This is a genomic window from Streptomyces sp. NPDC005805, from assembly GCF_040630445.1.
Classification (GTDB): Bacteria; Actinomycetota; Actinomycetes; order Streptomycetales; family Streptomycetaceae; genus Streptomyces.
This window is the reverse complement of the sequence record NZ_JBEXXN010000019.1, coordinates 1-19,351: the sequence shown is the minus strand read 5'-3', so window position 1 is coordinate 19,351 and position 19,351 is coordinate 1. Positions and strand designations below refer to the sequence as shown.

The 19,351-nt window shown below is 74.5% G+C and carries 16 protein-coding genes; 11 read left to right on the top strand and 5 right to left on the bottom strand.

Annotation, left to right across the window (positions count from 1 at the left end):
* Positions 1-12 precede the first annotated feature (12 nt).
* Both disA and radA read right to left on the bottom strand, forming a co-directional pair.
* Positions 13-1,137, bottom strand: coding sequence for a DNA integrity scanning diadenylate cyclase DisA (gene disA / locus ABZ457_RS13310; RefSeq protein WP_359157200.1), 1,125 nt, complete (start codon positions 1,135-1,137; stop codon positions 13-15).
* Between the two features lie 81 nt (positions 1,138-1,218).
* Entirely contained in the window at positions 1,219-2,613 is a 1,395-nt protein-coding gene (gene radA, locus ABZ457_RS13305; RefSeq protein ID WP_359157198.1) for a DNA repair protein RadA, read from the bottom strand.
* 819 nt (positions 2,614-3,432) lie between these two features.
* Between radA and ABZ457_RS13300 the strand changes: the two genes are divergently transcribed.
* Positions 3,433-5,157, top strand: coding sequence for a hypothetical protein (locus tag ABZ457_RS13300; protein ID WP_359157196.1), 1,725 nt, complete (start codon positions 3,433-3,435; stop codon positions 5,155-5,157).
* Positions 5,158-5,244: 87 nt separating this feature from the next.
* On the opposite strand, the gene ABZ457_RS13295 is transcribed toward ABZ457_RS13300, so the two are convergent.
* A complete protein-coding gene (locus ABZ457_RS13295) occupies positions 5,245-5,994 on the bottom strand; it encodes a hypothetical protein (protein ID WP_359157386.1) in 750 nt (249 codons plus the stop codon).
* Positions 5,995-6,144: 150 nt separating this feature from the next.
* Between ABZ457_RS13295 and ABZ457_RS13290 the strand changes: the two genes are divergently transcribed.
* The 4 genes from ABZ457_RS13290 (at position 6,145) to ilvD (ending at position 10,695) form a co-directional block, all read left to right on the top strand.
* The gene (locus ABZ457_RS13290; RefSeq protein ID WP_359157194.1) at positions 6,145-7,074 is read left to right on the top strand and encodes a Ppx/GppA phosphatase family protein; all 930 of its coding nucleotides are present in this window, start codon (positions 6,145-6,147) and stop codon (positions 7,072-7,074) included.
* A gap of 104 nt (positions 7,075-7,178) precedes the next feature.
* Positions 7,179-8,033, top strand: a complete 855-nt coding sequence (locus ABZ457_RS13285) for a sugar phosphate isomerase/epimerase (protein WP_359157192.1) — start codon at positions 7,179-7,181, stop codon at positions 8,031-8,033.
* Between the two features lie 37 nt (positions 8,034-8,070).
* On the top strand, positions 8,071-8,748 hold the full coding sequence (locus ABZ457_RS13280; RefSeq protein ID WP_359157190.1) for a TetR family transcriptional regulator: 678 nt from the start codon (positions 8,071-8,073) through the stop codon (positions 8,746-8,748).
* Positions 8,749-8,844: 96 nt separating this feature from the next.
* Positions 8,845-10,695, top strand: a complete 1,851-nt coding sequence (gene ilvD, locus ABZ457_RS13275; RefSeq protein WP_359157188.1) for a dihydroxy-acid dehydratase — start codon at positions 8,845-8,847, stop codon at positions 10,693-10,695.
* Positions 10,696-10,806: 111 nt separating this feature from the next.
* Here ilvD and ABZ457_RS13270 read toward each other — a convergent pair whose 3' ends face one another.
* Positions 10,807-13,020 (bottom strand): serine/threonine-protein kinase, encoded by a 2,214-nt coding sequence (locus tag ABZ457_RS13270; protein WP_359157384.1) that lies wholly within the window; start codon positions 13,018-13,020, stop codon positions 10,807-10,809.
* A gap of 134 nt (positions 13,021-13,154) precedes the next feature.
* On the opposite strand from ABZ457_RS13270, the gene ABZ457_RS13265 reads away from it, so the two are divergent.
* From ABZ457_RS13265 to proC, 6 genes are all read left to right on the top strand, one after another.
* Positions 13,155-13,514: a peptidase gene (locus tag ABZ457_RS13265; protein WP_359157186.1), complete on the top strand. Its 360-nt coding sequence runs from the start codon at positions 13,155-13,157 to the stop codon at positions 13,512-13,514.
* Between the two features lie 91 nt (positions 13,515-13,605).
* Positions 13,606-14,157, top strand: coding sequence for a hypothetical protein (locus ABZ457_RS13260; protein ID WP_359157184.1), 552 nt, complete (start codon positions 13,606-13,608; stop codon positions 14,155-14,157).
* Between the two features lie 69 nt (positions 14,158-14,226).
* Entirely contained in the window at positions 14,227-14,991 is a 765-nt protein-coding gene (locus ABZ457_RS13255) for a class I SAM-dependent methyltransferase (RefSeq protein ID WP_359157182.1), read from the top strand.
* A 47-nt stretch (positions 14,992-15,038) separates the two neighbouring features.
* On the top strand, positions 15,039-15,863 hold the full coding sequence (locus ABZ457_RS13250; RefSeq protein WP_359157180.1) for an ABC transporter ATP-binding protein: 825 nt from the start codon (positions 15,039-15,041) through the stop codon (positions 15,861-15,863).
* Positions 15,860-16,597: an ABC transporter permease gene (locus ABZ457_RS13245; RefSeq protein WP_359157178.1), complete on the top strand. Its 738-nt coding sequence runs from the start codon at positions 15,860-15,862 to the stop codon at positions 16,595-16,597. Before ABZ457_RS13250 ends, ABZ457_RS13245 begins: the two co-directional genes overlap by 4 nt.
* Positions 16,598-16,707: 110 nt before the next feature.
* A complete protein-coding gene (proC, locus tag ABZ457_RS13240) occupies positions 16,708-17,517 on the top strand; it encodes a pyrroline-5-carboxylate reductase (RefSeq protein ID WP_359157176.1) in 810 nt (269 codons plus the stop codon).
* Positions 17,518-17,571: 54 nt separating this feature from the next.
* Here the strand turns inward: proC and trpS are convergent, their stop codons facing one another.
* Positions 17,572-18,570 carry a tryptophan--tRNA ligase gene (gene trpS, locus ABZ457_RS13235; RefSeq protein WP_359157173.1) on the bottom strand — a complete coding sequence of 333 codons (999 nt, stop codon included), beginning with the start codon at positions 18,568-18,570 and terminating at the stop codon, positions 17,572-17,574.
* Between the last annotated feature and the right edge of the window lie 781 nt (positions 18,571-19,351).

The window sequence follows — 19,351 nt, the reverse complement described above, 5'->3', positions numbered from 1 at the left end:
GCGCCGGGGGCGTCAGACGTAGCGCTCCAGGATGGAGGACTCGGCCAGCCGGGACAGGCCCTCGCGCACACTGCGCGCCCGGGCCTCGCCCACGCCGTCGACCGCCTGGAGGTCGTCCACACTGGCCGCGAGGAGCTTCTGCAGACCGCCGAAGTGCTCCACCAGCCGCTCGATGATCGCGCCCGGCAGCCGGGGGACCTTCGCCAGCAGGCGGTAACCGCGCGGCGAGACCGCCGAGTCGAGGGTCTCGGGTGAGCCGCTGTAGCCCAGGGCCCGTGCGACCACCGGGAGTTCCAGCAGCTCGGTGTGGCTGAGGGCGTCCAGCTCGGCCAGTGCCTCGTGGACCGTGCGCGCACGCTTCGCCGTGGGCTCGGGCACATAGTCGCGGACCACGAGTTCGCGCTCCGGCTCCACGCCCGCGATCAGCTCGTCGAGCTGGAGGGAGAGCAGCCGGCCGTCGGTGCCCAGCTCCACCACGTACTCGGCGATCTCGGTGGCGATCCGGCGGACCATCTCCAGCCGCTGGGCGACCGCGGTGACGTCCCGGACGGTCACCAGGTCCTCGATCTCCAGGGCGGAGAGGGTGCCGGCGACCTCGTCGAGACGGAGCTTGTAGCGCTCCAGGGTGGCCAGCGCCTGGTTGGCGCGGGACAGGATCGCCGCCGACTCCTCCAGGACGCGCCGCTCGCCGCCCACGTACAGGGCGATCAGGCGCATCGACTGGGACACCGAGACGACGGGGAAGCCGCACTGGCGCGAGACCCGGTCCGCGGTGCGGTGGCGGGTGCCGGTCTCCTCCGTGGGGATGGAGGCGTCCGGGACGAGCTGCACACCGGCCCGGTGGATCTTGGTGATGTCCTTGTCGAGGATGAGCGCGCCGTCCAGCTTGCACAGCTCGCGCAGCCGGGTGGCGGCGAACTCCACATCCAGCACGAAGCCGCCGGTGCACATTGATTCGACCGTTTTGTCCATCCCGAGGACGATCAGTCCTCCGGTGTTGCCGCGCAGGATGCGCTCCAGGCCGTCGCGCAGCGCGGTGCCCGGGGCGACCGCGCTGAGGGCGGCCCGGATCTGCGCTTCGTTGCCCGTGCCTTGGCCGGACTTTCCGGGTGCTGCTGCCCCGTCCTTGGCTGCCACTGCACTCCTCCGGCTCGTACGGGTGGGCGAGACCAGGGCAAAGTCTACCGGCGAGGCTCGTCGTCCCGTGGGGAGTACGTGTTAGGCGCCCTCGGGGGTCCTCCTTCGGCCACGCGGCAGGACCCGCAGCGCATCGCCCATGTCGGCCACCTCGGTGACCTTCATCCCGGCCGGGACCCGGCCGGGATCGGCGGGCACCAGCGCCTGGGTGAAGCCCAGGCGGTGCGCCTCGGCGAGCCGCCGCTGCACGCCCGTGACCCGTCTGACCTCGCCCGCGAGGCCCACCTCGCCGATCGCGACCAGGTTCTTCGGCAGGGGCGTGTCGCTGGCCGCGGAGGCGAGGGCGAGGGCGACGGCGAGGTCCGCCGCGGGCTCGGAGAGCTTCACCCCGCCGACCGTGGCGCTGTAGATGTCCCGCTTGCCCAGGGCCGAGATCCGGCCACGCTGCTCCAGCACCGCGAGCATCATCGACACCCGGGAGGTCTCCAGCCCGGAGGTGGTCCGGCGAGGGGAGGGGATCTGCGAGTCGACGGTGAGGGCCTGCACCTCGGCGACGAGCGGACGGCGGCCCTCCAGGGTCACCGTCAGGCAGGTGCCGGGGACCGGTTCGGCGCGCCGGGTCAGGAAGAGGCCGGAGGGGTCGGCGAGCCCGGTGATCCCCTCGTCGTGCAGCTCGAAGCAGCCGACCTCGTCGGTGGCGCCGTACCGGTTCTTGACGCCGCGGACCAGACGCAGCCGGGCGTGGCGGTCGCCCTCGAAGTGGAGGACCACGTCGACCAGGTGCTCCAGCAGCCGGGGGCCCGCGATGGCGCCGTCCTTCGTCACGTGGCCGACCAGCAGCGTGGACATGCCCCGCTCCTTGGACGCCCGGATCAGCGCCCCCGCCACCTCGCGGACCTGCGCCATCCCGCCGGGCGCGCCGTCGATCTCGGGGGAGGCCACGGTCTGCACGGAGTCCAGCACGAGCAACGACGGCTTGACCGCGTCGAGATGGCCGAGGACGGCGGAGAGGTCGGTCTCCGCCGCGAGGTAGAGATGGTCGTGGAGGGCGCCGATCCGGTCGGCCCGCAGCCGGACCTGGCTCGCGGACTCCTCGCCCGTGACGTACAGCGTGGGGTGCGCCTCGCTCGCCGACTTGGCGGCCACGTCCAGCAGCAGGGTGGACTTGCCGACGCCGGGCTCGCCCGCGAGGAGGACGACGGCGCCGGGCACCAGGCCGCCGCCGAGGACCCGGTCCAGTTCGTCGACCCCGGTCGGGCGGGCGGTGGCCTGCCGGCCGTCGACCTGGCCGATGGGGAGGGCGGCGGTGGAGACCCGGCCCGCGGCCGTGGTGCGGACGGCGGGCGCGCCGTACTCCTCGACCGTGCCCCATGCCTGGCACTCGGGGCAGCGGCCGAGCCACTTCGCGGTGGTCCAGCCGCATTCGGTGCAGCGGTAGGACGGCCGGTCCTTCGCGGATTTCGTACGGGCAGCCATGCGCAAACCGTAGCGCCGGGCACTGACACTCCGTCCGGGCGGCCCGCGCCCGCCCGGGATGCCGGGCGGGCCCCGGCCTCGGCCCGCGCCCGGCAGTTGCCCGCCGGGCGTCCCGCTTCGGCCTGGGGCTCGGCGCCCCGGGGTGCCCCGTGCCGACTGCCCGTGGGCGGGGCACGGCCTGCGGCCGTGTCCTCAATCGCCGGACGGGCTGAAAAGCGATGCCCCCGCCACGGCCGGGTGCACGAGGCTGCCGGTGCCACGCTCCCTGCCACCCGGCCTCGCCGGCGATTGAGGCGCGGGGTTCGGGGTGGAGCCCTGACGGGCCCGGGCTGCCGGGCGTCCCGCTCCGGCCCGGGGCTCGGCGTCCCGGGTGCCCCGTGCCGACTGCCCGTGGGCGGGGCACGGCCTGCGGCCGTGTCCTCGATCGCCGGACGGGCTGGGAAGCCCCGCCGTTGACCACGTGGTCTCGCCGGCGCGGGGGCCGGGGCCGAGCTCTGATGCGCCGGGACTGCGGCCGTGTCCTCGAACGCCGACGGACTGAAAGGCCGCGCTCCCTGCCACCCGGCCTCGCCGGCGTTCGAGGCGCGGGGTTCGGGGTGGAGCCCTGACGGGCCGGGCCGGCCCGGTGCCCCCGTGCGCCCCGGGCGCGACGCAAGGGCGCACTCCGTCGCGCCCCCGTGCGCCCCCGCGTGCTCCGGTGATCGGAAGTCGCGCGGAATCTGTCCCTCCCGTACTTCCTCGGGGCAGCTCTTCACTCGTAGGGATGAAAAGTGTTCAAGTGGTGCGAACGGGGTGCTCGTTTCCGCCTACGGTCACGGAGTGACGAGCAGCAGGCTGGAATCCTCGACCCACACCACCGGCGCACACCGGGCGCGCCGGCGCTCGGTCCGGGCGCCGTCGGAGCGCCGGCCCGGGCGCTACGAGCCCTATCTCGACGGCCTGTTCACCTACTGCCTCTCCGTGCTCTGCGACCACGACGCGGCCACCGCCGTCCTCGGGGACGTCCTCGCCGTCGCCGAGCGCCAGCGCGGCCGCCACCCCGAGGGCGAGGGGGAGCAGAAGGCCTGGCTCTACGCCCTCGCGCGCTGGGCCTGCCTGCGCCGAATGGCCGAGGACCGGCGCCGCCGCCCCGGCGCCCACACCGGCCGCGCCCCGGCCGCCCCGCCCGCCGCCCCCGCCGACGAGAACCGCCGCGCCGAACTGGCCCGGCTCGCCTGGCCCGAGGCCGCCGGCACCACCCCCGAGCAGCGCGAGGCCCTGGAGCTGTCCGTCCGCCACGGGCTGGACGCGGCGGGCGTGGCCGCCGTCCTCGGCCTCGGCCGCGCCGCCGCGCGCGAGCTGCTGGCCGCCGCCGCCTGCGAGGTGGAGCGCACCCGCGCCGCGCTCGCCGTCGTCGACCAGGGCACCTGCCCGGCCGTGGCCCGGCTCACCGGGGACAACCGGGTCCTGCTCTCGGCGGCCCTGCGCCGGGAACTCGTGCGCCATGTCGACGACTGCCCCCGCTGCCGCCGCGCCGCCGAACGCGAGGGCGCGGGCGGGCCCTGGCCCGGTTCCGGCGTCACCCCGGCCGCCCTCCCGGTGGTCCCCGCGCCCCGGTCCGCCGCCCGCCTCGCCCAGCAGCACGTCCCGCGCGCCCGCTCCGGCGGCCCGCGCTTCGGCGCGGACGGCTTCCCGCTCGACCCGAAGGACCACGCGGCGCGCCGCGACCGGTTGCGGGCCCGCGCGGTGACCACCACCGTGGTCGCCACGGTCGTCGCGGCCCCCGTCCTCGCCCTCTGGGCCGCCTACCGGGGGGCGCCGCTCACCGGCGAGGCGGAACGCGGCCCCTCGGTGAGCGCCGCCGACGGCGACCCGGCCGGCGAGAGCGGCCCCTACGGCCGCTACGAGAACGCGGGCAACGCCAGCGCCGAGCCCGACCCCCGCTTCACGGCCGGGCGGCACGCCCCGGCCGTCTCCGTCGAGGTGATCAGCACCGGCTCCCCCCGCCCCGGCTCGCCGACCGCCCCCGGCGCGGGCCGCCTCGCGGTCGCCGCGCAGTCCGCCGGGGACACCACCCTGCTCACCCTCACCGCCTCCGGCGGCGCTCCGGTCACCTGGACGCTGTGGACGGACGCGTACTGGCTGGTGCCGAGCCTCTCCTCGGGCACCCTGGAACCCGGCGAAACGATCACTCTGTATGTGCGGGTCGACTCCGCCCGGGAACCGGCCGGGCCCTGGCGGGCCACCGTGGGCGTCGACCCCTCGGGCGCGGCCGTCGTCATCCGGGGGAGCGGCGGCCCGCTGCCCCCGCCGACCGACCTCCCGCCACGGCCCACCCGCCCCGGGACGACGCCCCCGCCGTCGAGCCCGCCGCCGTCCTCCCAGGACCCGGACCCGTCGCAGCCGCCGACCAGCCCGCCGCCCCCGTCCGGCGACCCGGACCCCTCCGAGCCGCCGCCGTCCTCGGAACCCCCGCCGTCCGAGCCGCCCCCCTCCTCCGGCGACCCGGGCCCGTCCGACTCGGAGCCGCCCTCCGACCCGGGCTCCCCGCCGCCCCCGGAATGACGCGGGGCCGGGGGAAATGACGCGGACCGGGGCGGGGCCACGAGCCGGCGCCCGGCGGCGGCCGGCGACCGGGGGCGGGCGCCCGTCTCAGCCCGCCGTGCGCGGGGCGGGCGGGTCCGCCGGGTGCGGGGCGACCAGCGGCAGGGCGGAGGCGAGGCGCGCCTCGCACAGCTCCACCAGCACGTCGTACGCCGCCTTGCCCATCAGCTCCGTCAGCTCGGGCCGGTACGTCACGTACACCGGCTCGCCCGCGCCGTGCGCCGAGGTCGCCGAGGTGCACCACCAGTGCAGGTCGTGGCCGCCCGGGCCCCAGCCCCGGCGGTCGTACTCGCCGATCGAGATCTGGAGCACCCGCGAGTCGTCCGGCCGGTCGATCCAGTCGTACGTCCGCCGCACCGGAAGCTGCCAGCACACGTCCGGCTTCGTCTCCAGCGGCTCCCGGCCCTCCCGCAGCGCCAGGATGTGCAGCGAGCAGCCCGCGCCGCCCGCGAACCCGGGGCGGTTCTGGAAGATGCAGGACCCCTGCCAGCGCCGCGTCTGGCGCTCGCCGTCCTCGTCCTCCTCCACCCAGCCGGACTCCGTGCCGACGCCGTGGAACTGCCACAGGTCCGGGGTGAGGCGCGCGACATGGCCCGCCACGCGCTCCTCGTCCTCCTCGTCGGAGAAGTGCGCGCCCAGGGTGCAGCAGCCGTCGTCCGCGCGGCCCGCCTGGATGCCCTGGCAGCCGCTGCCGAAGATGCAGGTCCAGCGGGAGGTGAGCCAGGTCAGGTCGCAGCGGAAGACCTGCTCCTCGTCGGCCGGGTCCGGGAACTCGACCCAGGCACGGGGGAAGTCCAGGCCCTTCTCGTCCGGGAGGGCCGCCGGGACGGCCGCCGGGGCCGCCCCGGGCGCGGCCGGCTTCGCCTCGGGCGCTGCTTTGCCCGGCTTCGTCTTTTTCGTCTTAGGCACGGCTCCAGCGTATGCGCCAATCGCAGTAGCGTTCCGTCCATGAGACTCGGAGTCCTCGACGTCGGTTCGAACACGGTGCATCTCCTGGCGGTGGACGCGCACCCCGGCGCCCGCCCCCTGCCCGCCCACTCCCACAAGGCCGAACTGCGCCTCGCGGAGCTGCTCGACGACGAGGGCGCCATCTCCTGCGCCGGGGTCGACCTACTGTCCAAGACCATCGCCGAGGCGGTCCAGGCCGCCGAGGACAAGGGCTGCGAGGAGGTCATCTCCTTCGCGACCTCCGCCGTGCGCGAGGCGGGCAACGCGGACCAGGTCCTGGCCCGGGTGAAGGAGGAGACCGGGGTGGACCTGACCGTCCTCTCCGGTGAGGACGAGGCCCGGCTCACCTTCCTCGCCGCCCGCCGCTGGTTCGGCTGGTCGGCCGGAAAGCTCCTGGTCCTCGACATCGGCGGTGGCTCCCTGGAGATCGCCTACGGCCAGGACGAGGACCCCGACGCGGCCGTCTCCCTGCCGCTGGGCGCCGGGCGGCTCACCGCGAGCCTGCTGCCGGGCGACCCGCCGGACCCGCAGGACGTGCGGGCCCTGCGCCGCTACATCCGCGCCGAGATCGCCCGCACGGTCGGCGAGTTCAGCCGCCTCGGCCGCCCGGACCACATCGTCGCCACCTCCAAGACCTTCAAGCAGCTCGCCCGGATCACCGGCGCCGCCCGCTCCGCCGAGGGCCTGTACGTGCAGCGGGAGCTGAGTCGTTCGTCACTCGCCGACTGGGTGCCGAGGCTCACCACGATGACCGTCGAGGAGCGCGCCGCGCTGCCCGGCGTCTCCCCGGGCCGGGCCGCGCAGCTCCTCGCGGGCGCGCTGGTCGCGGAGGCGGCGATGGACCTCTTCGGCGCCGACGAGCTGGAGATCTGCCCCTGGGCGCTGCGCGAGGGCGTCATCCTGCGCCGCCTCGACCACCTCCCGACCTAGGAGGCGTCCGGGGCCGCCGGGCCCCTCGGCACCCGGGAGGGGCCCGGACCGCCGGGCCCCGATCGCCTCCCTACCGACCAGTTCGGCCCCGTAGGCTGTGGTGCGTGTCAGATCCATCGGCAGACCCAGCGGCAGGCCCGGCGGCCGACCCCGTGGTGCGCGTCCCCGACGCGAAGGTCCTCCTGTCCACGGCCTCCGTCTACCCGGAGTCCACGGCGACGGCCTTCGAGATCGCCGCGCGTCTCGGCTACGACGGGGTCGAGGTCATGGTCTGGACGGACCCCGTCAGCCAGGACATCGAGGCGCTGCGCCGGCTCTCCGACCACCACCGGGTCCCGGTCCACGCCGTGCACGCCCCCTGCCTGCTGATCACCCAGCGGGTCTGGTCCACCGACCCGTGGGTCAAGCTCCAGCGCGCCCGGACCGCCGCCGAGAAGCTGGGCGCCTCCACCGTCGTCGTCCACCCGCCGTTCCGCTGGCAGCGCCAGTACGCGCGGGACTTCGTCAGCGGCATCTGGCGGATGGCGAACGAGACCGATGTGCGCTTCGCCGTGGAGAACATGTACCCGTGGCGCTACCGGGACCGCGAGATGCTCGCGTACGCCCCCGACTGGGACGTCACCAAGGACGACTACCGCCACTTCACGATCGACCTGTCCCACACCGCGACCGCCCGCACCGACACCCTCGCCATGGTGGACCGGATGGGCGACCGGCTGGGCCATGTCCACCTCGCCGACGGCAAGGGCTCCGCCAAGGACGAGCACCTGGTGCCCGGCCGCGGCGACCAGCCCTGCGCGGAGCTGCTGGAACGCCTGGCCCGCACCGGCTTCGACGGCCATGTCGTCATCGAGGTCAACACCCGGCGCGCGATGTCCGCCGCCGAACGCGAGGCCGACCTCGCGGAGGCCCTCGCCTTCACCCGGCTCCATCTGGCCTCCGCCGGCCGCGTCCGGTGACCCGGGCCCGGAACCGGCCCGCCCGGGGGTGCCCCCGGTGACCGGCGGCGAGCCGAAGCGGCGCGGGCGCCCCGCCCGGGGGGCCGCGGCGGACGGGCCGGGCGCGCGGGAGCGGATCCTGCTGGCGGCCCGCGCGGAGTTCGCCGACCGGGGCTACGACAAGGCCACCATGCGCGGGATCGCCCGGGCGGCGGGTGTGGACGCGGCCCTGGTGCACCACTACTTCGGCACCAAGGACGAGGTCTTCGCGGCGGCCATCGAGCTGTCCTTCGAGCCCGCCCTCGTCGTCCCGCAGATCATCGGCGGGGGACCGGAGGGCATCGGCGAGCGGCTGGCCCGCTTCTTCATCGGCATCTGGGAGAACCCGTCCACCCGGGCCCCGCTGCTTGCCGTGCTGCGCTCCGCGCTCACCAACGAGGCGGCGGCCAAGGTGCTGAGCGGCTTCGTGCTCCGCCGGCTCCTGGAGCGGGTGGCCGGCGAGCTGGACGTGCCGGACCCCCGGTTCCGGGCCGAGCTGGCGGCCTCGCACATGTTGGGCATCGCGCTGCTGCGGTATGTGCTGAAGGTCGAGCCGCTGGCGTCGAAGGACCCGGAGGACATCGTGCGGACCGTCGCGCCGACGCTTCAGCGCTATCTGACCGAGCCGGACCCGGCACCGGACCCGGAAGCGCCCTCCGGCCCGGACTCCGGGTCCGGCTCGGCGACCGCTGGCTGAGCAGCGCGTCCCGCATTCCGGACGAGGTGTCCAGATCTTGGAGTGGCGGCGTACGCTCGATGCAGGTACACCCATCACGACGAGGAGCGAGCGACGATGCCCGAGCTGAGGTCCCGCACTGTCACCCACGGCCGCAACATGGCGGGCGCGCGCGCCCTTATGCGGGCGTCGGGCGTAGCCAGTGAGGACATCGGCAAGCCGATCGTCGCGGTCGCCAACTCCTTCACCGAGTTCGTGCCCGGCCACACCCACCTCGCGCCGGTGGGCCGGATCGTCTCCGAGGCGATCAAGGCGGCGGGCGCGGTGCCGCGCGAGTTCAACACCATCGCCGTGGACGACGGCATCGCCATGGGCCACGGCGGCATGCTCTACTCGCTGCCCTCGCGCGACCTGATCGCCGACTCCGTGGAGTACATGGTGGAGGCGCACTGCGCCGACGCCCTGATCTGCATCTCCAACTGCGACAAGATCACCCCGGGCATGCTGATGGCCGCGATGCGCCTCAACATCCCGACCGTCTTCGTCTCCGGCGGCCCGATGGAGGCCGGCAAGGCGACCCTGGTCGACGGCACCGTCCGCAAGCTCGACCTGATCAACGCGATCGCGGACGCGGTCAACGAGAACGTCTCGGACGAGGACATCCTCCGCATCGAGGAGAACGCCTGTCCCACCTGCGGCTCCTGTTCCGGCATGTTCACCGCCAACTCGATGAACTGCCTGACCGAGGCGATCGGCCTCTCCCTCCCGGGCAACGGCTCCGTCCTCGCCACCCACACCGCCCGCCGCGCCCTCTACGAGAACGCGGCCCGCACGGTCGTCGACATCACCCGCCGGTACTACCAGGACGACGACGCCTCGGTGCTGCCCCGCTCGATCGCGACCCGCGCCGCCTTCGAGAACGCCATGGCCCTCGACATCGCCATGGGCGGCTCCACCAACACGATCCTGCACCTGCTCGCCGCCGCCCAGGAGGCCGAGCTGGACTACGACCTGACCGACATCGACGCCGTCTCGCGCCGCGTCCCCTGCCTGGCCAAGGTCGCGCCCAACGTCGCCCCCGGCGGCACGTACTACATGGAGGACGTGCACCGGGCCGGCGGCATCCCCGCGATCCTGGGCGAGCTGTACCGCGGCGGGATGCTCAACGAGGACGTCCACACCGTCCACTCGCCCTCCATCAAGGAGTGGCTGGAGACCTGGGACGCGCGCGGCGGCTCCCCCTCCGAGGAGGCCGTCGAGCTGTGGCACGCGGCCCCCGGCTGCAAGCGTTCCGCGGAGGCGTTCTCCCAGTCCGAGCGCTGGGACTCCCTCGACCTGGACGCGGCCGGCGGCTGCATCCGGGACGTGGAGCACGCGTACTCCAAGGACGGCGGCCTCGCGGTGCTCAAGGGCAACCTCGCCGAGGACGGCTGCGTGGTGAAGACCGCGGGTGTCGACGAGTCGATCTGGACCTTCGAGGGCCCGGCCGTGGTCTGCGAGTCCCAGGACGAGGCCGTGGACAAGATCCTCCGCAAGGAGGTGAAGGAGGGCGATGTCGTCGTCATCCGCTACGAGGGCCCGCGCGGCGGACCGGGCATGCAGGAGATGCTCTACCCGACCTCCTTCCTGAAGGGCCGGGGCCTGGGCAAGGCGTGCGCGCTCGTCACCGACGGGCGGTTCTCCGGCGGCACCTCGGGCCTCTCCATCGGCCACGCCTCACCGGAGGCGGCGTCCGGCGGCACGATCGCCCTCGTCGAGGACGGCGACCGCGTCCGCATCGACATCCCGAACCGCTCGATCGACCTGCTCGTCGACGAGTCGACGCTCGCCGCCCGCCGCGAGGCGCTGGGCGGGGTGTACGCGCCGAAGCAGCGGGAGCGCAAGGTCTCGGCGGCGCTGCGGGCGTACGCGGCGATGGCGACGAGCGCGGACAAGGGCGCGGTGCGGGACGTCTCCAAGCTGGGCTGAGCCGCCGCGTTTCTCATGGCCTCCGGGCCCGCGTCCCCGCCGGGGTGCGGGCCCGCGGCCGTTGTCGCGCCGGGCCCGGCGGTCGTTGTCGTGCGGGACGCCCTGGACGGCTCACCAGGTGGCGGGTGCCCCGGTGCCCAGGGAGAAGACCGTGCCGTCCGGGGCGGTCGCGTGGACCCGGCCCGGGGTCAGCGAGGGCGCGGGCAGCAGCGGCGGGTAGCGCCCGTCGCCCATGCGCGGCCGGCTCTGGCCGATGAGCCTCCCGTCCACCGCGTCCACGGCCAGCAGGCGCCCGTCGCCCGCGGAGACGTACACCGTGCGCGCGTCCGCCGCCGGGCGGGACAGCTGGGCGACCGAGGTCTCCAGCCGCCAGCGCTGGGCGCCCCGACCGCCGCCGGTGCCGGTGTCCACGGCGAGCAGCGAGCCGCCGCGCCCCGCCACATAGGCGGTGCCGCCGACGACGGCGGCCTGCGCCTGGTCCACGGGCGCGTCCAGGGCGACGCGCCGGACCGCGCCGCCCGCGCCGCGGGCGGCGACCCGGACGACGGCGGTCGTGTAGCCCTCGTGGTCCGAGGCCAGCAGGAACAGCCCCTCGCCCGTGCTCTCGACCGGCGTCAGCAGCCCCGGGAGCCGGCGCTCCCACAGCGTCCGCCCGCTGCCGGGCGCGTGGGCGCGCAGCACGGTGGAGGTCCCGTCGGCGGACGGCGCGACCGCGAGCGCGGGCTCGTCCGGGCGCGGCGGGAGCAGCCACTGGGCCCCGGGCGGGCCGGGGCGCGTCCACCGCTGGGCGCCGGTCGCCGCGTCCAGGGCGCGGACGCGGCCGTCGGCGGAGGCCAGCAGCACGGTGTCGCCGTCCTGCCGGACCGCGACGGCCCGCCCGGGGACGTCCCGGTGCCAGCGCACCGCGCCGGTGGCCGGGTCCCGCGCCTCGTGGCGGGCCCCGCCCGGGGCCGTCACCTGGAGCAGCCCGCCCGCGAGGACGGGGGCGGAGGCGTCGGCGTCCCCCGGCCCCGTGCCGGCGGCCCGCCCCGGCACGGACCAGCGCACGGCACCGGTGGCGGGGTCCAGCCGGGCGGCGGCCACCCCGGGGGCCGCGCAGTAGACCGCCGCGTCCGCTGCCGTGCACACCGGCACGCGGTTCGCCGGCCGGTCGCCGAGTGGTATGTCCCAGGCGGTGGGCGGCGCGGGGGCCGCCGAGCGGGGAGCCGGTGGCCGCCCCTCGTCGCTGCCCGTCATCGTCACGGCGGTGACGGCCCCTGCGGCGGCGAGAACGACCGCCGCCGCGAGGACGGTGACGCGCCGGTGCCGGGTACGGCCTCCGAGGGCGGCGGGGCCGGGCTCCTGGCCTTGAGGGCTCGCGTCCCCGCCCGGGCCGGGCCCGGACAGCGCGCGCCCCGCGCCCTCCGCGCGGCCGGGGCCCGCGTCGCGGCCCGGACCTCCGTCCCCCACCGCCTCCCGCTGCGCGGGAAGGTGCGCCTCCGTGTCGCAGACCGCCGAGGGGGAGGACGCCCGCAGCGCGACCATCAGTTCGTACGGCGTCGGCCGGTCCGCCGGGTCCTTCGCCAGGCAGCGGGACAGCAGCGGCACCAGGTCGTCCGGCACCCCCGCGAGGTCCGGCTCGTCGTGGACGATCTGGTACGCCACGATGTACGGGCTGTCCGAGTCGAACGGCCCCCGCCCCGTCGCCGCGTGCACCAGCACCGCGCCCAGCGCGAACACATCGGCCTCCGGCCCCACTTCACGCGGCCGCTGGAACTGCTCGGGCGCCATGAACGGCGGTGTGCCGATCAACTTGCCCGTCTCCGTGCGGAGATCGCTGTCGCGCGGCCGGGAGATCCCGAAGTCGATGACTTTCGGCCCGTCCTGGGCCAGCATCACGTTGCCGGGTTTGAGATCACGGTGCACCACACCGGCCCGGTGGATGTCCCGCAGCGCCTCCGCGAGCCCCGCGCCCACCCGGCGCAGCCGCACCGGGTCCAGCGGCCCGTTCCGCTTCACCTCGTCGGCCAGCGTCGGGCCGTCGATGAACAGGGTCGCCATCCAGGGCCGCCCGGCGTCCGGGTCCGCGTCCACGACCGGTGCGGTGAACGCGCCGCTCACCTGCCGTGCCGCCGCCACCTCCTGCCGGAAACGCGCCCTGAACTCGGGGTCCGAGGCATGCTCCGCGTGAATGACCTTGACCGCGAGCCGCAGGCCCGAGGCGGACGTGGCGAGATGGACGACGCCCATGCCCCCGGTGCCGAGACAGTCCTCCAGCCGGTACTGCCCGGCATGTTCCGGATGTTCCGCTTCCGGGAAGGGCCCGGCGCTGCGCAGCGGTGGCATCTCCACCCCCGTCCGATGGTGCCCACTCGCGACGCTCGGAGCCTAGTCGATGATGCGTGCGATCCAGCCACCGCTTGCTAGCCTGCGCGCGGCGGGCACACCGGCCCGCCCTGCGTAGTGACGGGGGTCAGCCAGTGGCTGTGGACGAGACACGGGACGCGGCACAGGACGGGACGCGGACCGCCGCAACACCGGCCGCGCACACGGGAGTCGGGCCCGCCGCGGAGACGGCCGCCGCCTCCGGGGTGCGCCGCTACCCGGTCGCCCCGGGCGTGCGGCTCAATGTGCGCTCCGGACCGGGGACCCAGTACGCGCTGGTCCGGGTGCTGCCCCTGGGGGCCGGCGTCCCGATCAACTGCCAGTGCCCGGGGGAGCGCGTCACCGGCACCTACGGCACCTCCAACATCTGGGACAACATCGCCAACGGCCAGTTCGTCTCCGACGCGTATGTACGCACGGGCAGCGACGGCTACGTGGCGATCCGCTGCGCCTGACCGGCCGCCCGCTTCCCCTGCCCGGTCCGCTCTCCGACCGGCCGCCGTGCCGCGCCGCCGGTCGGAGAGCGGACCGGGGATAATCGATTCCGTGAGCGAGCACTCCCGGAACACCTCAGGCGCCCCCGACAAGCCCGGCGGCGGCACCACCGCGCCGACCGGCCCGCGGCCCGAGCCGATCCGCTACTTCGGCACCACCTGGGTCGACCACGACGGCCACTACGCCCTGCGCCGCGCCGCCCTCTTCACGGGCTCGCTCGTCACCGCCTTCGCGGCCGCCCTGATCCTGCGCCTCGCCTACGACGGGCTGTCCATCGCGCAGGTCGGCGGCTTCGTCAACGCGATCGTCGTGGTGATGTTCGCGGTGTGCAGCGCCATCGCCTTCCGCAAGACCTGGGAGAGCTACACCCGCCGCCCCTCCGGTTCCTCCTCGGAGGACGCGCTGCGCAGCCTGAAGGCGATCGGCTTCATCGGCTCCCTCATCGCCTACGCCCTGCGCTGCCTCAAGGAGGCCCCGGGCGAGCAGCTGCGCCGCACCGAGTACGAGGCGGCCCTGCGCCAGTACGAGAAGCGCCGCACCACCCGCTCCGGCAACCCGGCCAACCGCGACCAGCCCGGCAGGCCCCGCCGCAAGCCCTCCTGACGCCCCGGCGGGCCCGGCGGCCAGGGGAAAGCCCCGCTCCGCGCCGCCCTCACGCGGCAGGATCGCCGCATGACCGAACTCACCGACGCCCGCCGCGCCCGCTCCTTCGACCTCGCCGCCGCCCAGTACGACCACGCCCGCCCCGGCTACCCGCCCGCCCTCTTCGACCTGGTCGAGGAACTGGCCGGACGCCCCCTCGCCGGTGCCCGGGTCGCGGACGTCGGCGCCGGCACCGGGATCGCCACCCGCCTGCTGCGTGAGCGCGGCGCGCAGGTGACCGCGGTCGAACCGGGCGCCGGCATGGCCGCCCAGCTCCGGCGCGCCACCCCCGGGGTCCCCGTCGTCCGCGGTCTCGGCGACGCCCTGCCCCTCGCCTCGTCGAGCCTCGACCTCGTCACCTACGCCCAGTCCTTCCACTGGACCGACCCCGACCGCTCCCTCCCCGAGGCCCTGCGCGTTCTGCGCCCGGGCGGCGCCCTCGCCGTCTGGTGGAACATCGCCGACAACGGCGTCCCCTGGATCGCCGCCCAGGCCAAGCGGATGTGGACCGACCTCGGGGGAGGGGTGTACGGCACACCCGGCCGGGCCGGTGAACTCCCCGCCGACCCGCTGCGCACCGAGCACCGCCTGCACTGGACGCGGCGGGTGCCGCTGGAGACCCACCTCGCGAACATCGGCAGCCACTCCCTCTTCCTGGCCGGCGACCCGGACCGCGGCCGGGCCTTCCTCGACCGCGAGCGCGGACTGCTGCTGCGCGAGTTCCCGGACGGCACGGTCGAGGAGGTCTACGCGGTCGAGCTGATCGTCACCCGCCGCCCGCCCCGGAACGCCTGACGCGCCACGCCTTGACGCGCGGCACCCGCGGGAGCAGTATTCATCACATGATGAATTCTTCCGGCGTCGCCGTCCTCGCCCGCGGCCTCACCGTCGCCAGGGGAGACCGCACCGTCCTGCGCGGACTCGACTTCACCGTCCACCCCGGCCGCATCACCGGGCTCCTCGGGCCCTCCGGCTGCGGCAAGTCCACCCTGATGCGCGCCGTCGTCGGCTCCCAGGCCAAGGTCACCGGCACCCTGGAGGTCCTCGGCCGGCCCGCCGGCGACGCCGGACTCCGCGCCCGCATCGGCTACGTCACCCAGGCCCCGTCCGTCTACGACGACCTCACCGTCCGGCAGAACCTCGACTACTTCGCCGCCGTGCTGCTCCCCGGCCGCGCCGCCCGGGACGCCCGCCGCGAGACCGTCGCCCGCGCCATCGAGGACGTGGCCCTCACCGCGCACGCCGACGCCCTGGCCGGCCGGCTCTCCGGAGGCCAGCGCAGCCGGGTCTCCCTCGCCGTCGCCCTCCTCGGCACCCCCGAGGTCCTGGTCCTCGACGAACCGACCGTCGGCCTCGACCCCGTCCTCCGCCGGGACCTGTGGAACCTCTTCCACCGCCTGGCCGAGGAGCGCGGCACGACGATCCTGGTGTCCTCCCACGTCATGGACGAGGCCGAGCGCTGCCACCGGCTGATCCTCATGCGCGAAGGCACGATCCTCGCCGAGGACACCCCCGAGGACCTGCGCACCCGCACCCGCAGCGCCACCGTCGAGGAAGCGTTCCTCCGCCTCGTCGACGAGGCAGCGGCCGCCCCCGCCCCCGACGGCGAACCCGCCGGACACCCCGCCCCGGCCCCCGCCGACACCCCGAAGGAGAGCGCCCGATGAGCGTCTCCCGCACCCTCACCACCGCCGCCCGCGTGCTGCGCCAGCTCCGCCACGACCCGCGCTCCATCGCCCTGATGCTGCTCGTGCCGTGCGTGATGCTCTTCCTGCTCCGGTACGTCTTCGACGCCGACCCCCGCACCTTCGACTCGGTCGGCGCCTCGCTGCTCGGGATCTTCCCCCTGATCACCATGTTCCTGGTGACCTCCATCGCCACCCTGCGCGAACGCACCTCCGGCACCCTGGAACGCCTGCTCGCCATGCCCCTCGCCAAGGGCGACCTCATCGCCGGCTACGCCCTCGCCTTCGGCCTGGTCGCCGCCCTCCAGTCCCTCCTCGCCACCGGCCTCGCCGTCTGGGCGCTCGGGCTCGACGTCATCGGCTCGCCCTGGCTGCTCCTCCTCGTCGCCCTGCTCGACGCGCTCCTCGGCACCGCCCTCGGGCTCTTCGTCTCCGCGTTCGCCGCCTCCGAGTTCCAGGCGGTCCAGTTCATGCCGGCCGTGATCTTCCCCCAGCTGCTGCTCTGCGGCCTCTTCGCCCCGCGCGACACCATGCAGCCCGTCCTCGAAGCGATCTCCAACGTGCTGCCCATGTCCTACGCGGTGGACGCGATGAACGAGGTCCTGCGCAACGCCGACCCGACCGGCGTCTTCGTCCGGGACGTCCTCGTCGTCGCGGGCTGCGCGGCCCTGGTCCTCGTCCTCGGCGCGGCGACCCTCCGCCGGCGCACCGCCTGAACGCCCCCGGCTTTCTGCCTGCGTCCGCCGTCCGGACAGCCCCGCCGCCCGCCCGCGCCCGGTGAAAGGATGTGCGTGGACGCATCCCCACCGGCGAGGTGAACGAAGCAATGACCCAGACAGTCGCAGTCCTCGGTACCGGAAAGATCGGCGAGGCCCTGCTCAGCGGCATGATCCGAGCCGGCTGGCGGCCCGCCGACGTACTGGTCACCACCCGTCGCGCCGACCGCGCCGAGGAACTGCGCGCCCGCTACGGCGTCGAGCCCGTCACCAACGCCGAGGCCGCCAAGCGCGCCGACACCCTCATCCTGGCCGTCAAGCCCCAGGACATGGGCCGGCTGCTCGACGAACTCGGCCCCCATGTCGCCCCGGACCGCCTCGTCGTCAGCGCCGCGGCCGGTATCACCACCGCCTTCATCGAGGAGCGCCTCGCGGCCGGCACCCCCGTCGTCCGGGTCATGCCCAACACCCCCGTCCTCGTCGACGAGGGCATGTCCGTCATCTCCGCGGGCAGTCACGCCACCACCGCCCATGTGGTCCACACCGAGGAGATCTTCGGCGGCGTCGGCAAGACCCTCCGCGTCCCGGAGTCCCAGCAGGACGCGGCCACCGCGCTCTCCGGCTCGGGCCCCGCGTACTTCTACTTCCTCGTCGAGGCGATGACGGACGCCGGCATCCTCCTCGGCCTGCCGCGCGCGCAGGCGCACGACCTGATCGTGCAGGCCGCCATCGGCGCCGCGGTGATGCTCCGCGACAGCGGCGAGCACCCCGTCAAGCTCCGCGAGGCGGTCACCTCCCCGGCGGGCACCACCATCAGCGCCATCCGGGAGCTGGAGAACCACGGGGTGCGGGCCGCCCTGATCGCCGCGCTGGAGGCGGCCCGCGACCGCAGCCGCGAGCTGGCCTCCGGCAACGGCTGACCAGGGGACTCGGCAGGGTCGGGCGGCGGGGCCCCGACCCCGCCGCCCGACCTCTCAGCCCGCCGGCAGCAGCCCGATCGCCCGGTACGCGTCGTCGACCAGCGGACGCGCGAGAGCGGTGGCCCGCTCGGCCCCCGCCCGTAGCACCGCGTCGACGTACCCGTGGTCCGCGGCGATCTCCGCGTGCCGCTTCCGGATCGGCGCCAGCAGCTCCACCACCGCCTCGGCCGCGTCCCGCTTCAGGTCCCCGTACGAGCGGTACTCCCCGGCGAGGACCGCCGGGTCGGCGCCCGTGCACGCGGCCAGGATCTCCAGCAGATTGGCGAGCCCCGGCCGCTCGGCCCGGTCGTACACGACATCCGTCCCGCTGTCGGTCACCGCCCGCATGATCTTCTTCCGCACCAGGTCCGCCTCGTCCAGCAGATAGACGATCCCCGCCCCCGGCTCATGGGACTTGCCCATCTTGGACGTCGGGTCCTGGAGGTCCATGACCCGCGCGGCGACCGGCGGGTGGGTGGCCCGGGGCACGGTGAAGGTGTGCCCGTGGCGCTGGTTGAACCGCACCGCGAGATCCCTGGTCAGCTCCACATGCTGCGTCTGGTCGTCACCGACCGGCACCTCGTCGGTCCGGTACGCCAGGATGTCCGCCGCCATCAGCACCGGATAGGTGAGCAGCGACAGCCGCACCCCCTGCCCCGCGCTCTGCGCCCGCGCGCCCTTCTCCTTGTACTGGATCATGCGCCGCAGCTCGCCGTCGGTGGCCGTGCACTCCAGCAGGTACGACAGCCGGGTGTGCTCATGGACATGGCTCTGGACGAACAGAGTGCACAGCTCCGGGTCGAGCCCGGCCGCCAGCAGCAGCGTCGCCGACTGCCGGGTGAGTCTGCGGACCCGCGCCGGATCGTGCTCGACGGTGAGGGCGTGCAGGTCCACGACGCTGAAGAGCGCGTCCGCCCCGTGCTGGTCGACCTCGACCCACCGCCGCATCGCGCCGAGGTAGTTCCCCAGAGTGAGGTGTCCGGTCGGCTTGATCCCGCTGAAGATGCGCGTCATTCCTGGCTCCGTCTCCCGATCGTGGCGATCGTCCTGGTCGGAGCCGCCGCACCGGCGGCCGGCCCCCTCGGGAGGGAGAAACGCGAACGGCCGCCGAGGCGGCGGCCGTTGAGTGCATACGTGAGTGCCGGCCGCCGTCAGGCGGCCCACCAGAGGGTGCGGCACGTACGCGAGGTCATGCGCCACAGGCTACTCCCCGCACGGCTCCCAGGTGCGGGTTTGACACCGCCGGTCCCGATCCGTAGTGTTCTCCGAGTTGTCCGATGTGAGCACCGACTCCGGTCGGCCCCGGACAACCATTCCGCAAGACCCACCGAGAACGAGCGACATTCACTGTCGCCCGTCCTTTCGTGCACTCCTGCGAAATGCGTTCGGCGCGTTCGAATTCGATTCGTGCGCCGTCCGAGGATTCGGCCCCGATTGGCTTCGGGCCCAAGGAATCCGCTAAGGTCTCACCTCGTCGGAACGGCTCAACGGCCGGGAAGACGACTCCCGCTGACTGGGAATCGGGCCCGAAAGAGTCTGATAGAGTCGGAACCGCCGGAAGGCCGAAAGGGCCGGAAAGCGGAGAGTGAAACCGAGGAAATCGGATCGGGAAACGGTCTGATAGAGTCGGAAACGCAAGACCGAAGGGAAGCGCCCGGAGGAAAGCCCGCAGAAGTTCTGGGGGTGAGTACGAAGGAAGCGTCCGTTCCTTGAGAACTCAACAGCGTGCCAAAAATCAACGCCAGATTAGTTGATACCCCGTCCAGCCGACAGGTTTGTTGGTTGGTCGAGGTTC

Excerpts from the sequence above, each read along its gene's own strand:
- radA (WP_359157198.1), bottom strand. The coding sequence starts at position 2,613 with ATGGCTGCCCGTACGAAATCCGCGAAGGACCGGCCGTCCTACCGCTGC.
- ABZ457_RS13290 (WP_359157194.1), top strand. The coding sequence starts at position 6,145 with ATGAGACTCGGAGTCCTCGACGTCGGTTCGAACACGGTGCATCTCCTG.
- ilvD (WP_359157188.1), top strand. The coding sequence starts at position 8,845 with ATGCCCGAGCTGAGGTCCCGCACTGTCACCCACGGCCGCAACATGGCG.
- ABZ457_RS13270 (WP_359157384.1), bottom strand. The coding sequence starts at position 13,020 with ATGCCACCGCTGCGCAGCGCCGGGCCCTTCCCGGAAGCGGAACATCCG.
- ABZ457_RS13255 (WP_359157182.1), top strand. The coding sequence starts at position 14,227 with ATGACCGAACTCACCGACGCCCGCCGCGCCCGCTCCTTCGACCTCGCC.
- ABZ457_RS13250 (WP_359157180.1), top strand. The coding sequence starts at position 15,039 with ATGATGAATTCTTCCGGCGTCGCCGTCCTCGCCCGCGGCCTCACCGTC.
- ABZ457_RS13245 (WP_359157178.1), top strand. The coding sequence starts at position 15,860 with ATGAGCGTCTCCCGCACCCTCACCACCGCCGCCCGCGTGCTGCGCCAG.
- proC (WP_359157176.1), top strand. The coding sequence starts at position 16,708 with ATGACCCAGACAGTCGCAGTCCTCGGTACCGGAAAGATCGGCGAGGCC.
- trpS (WP_359157173.1), bottom strand. The coding sequence starts at position 18,570 with ATGACGCGCATCTTCAGCGGGATCAAGCCGACCGGACACCTCACTCTG.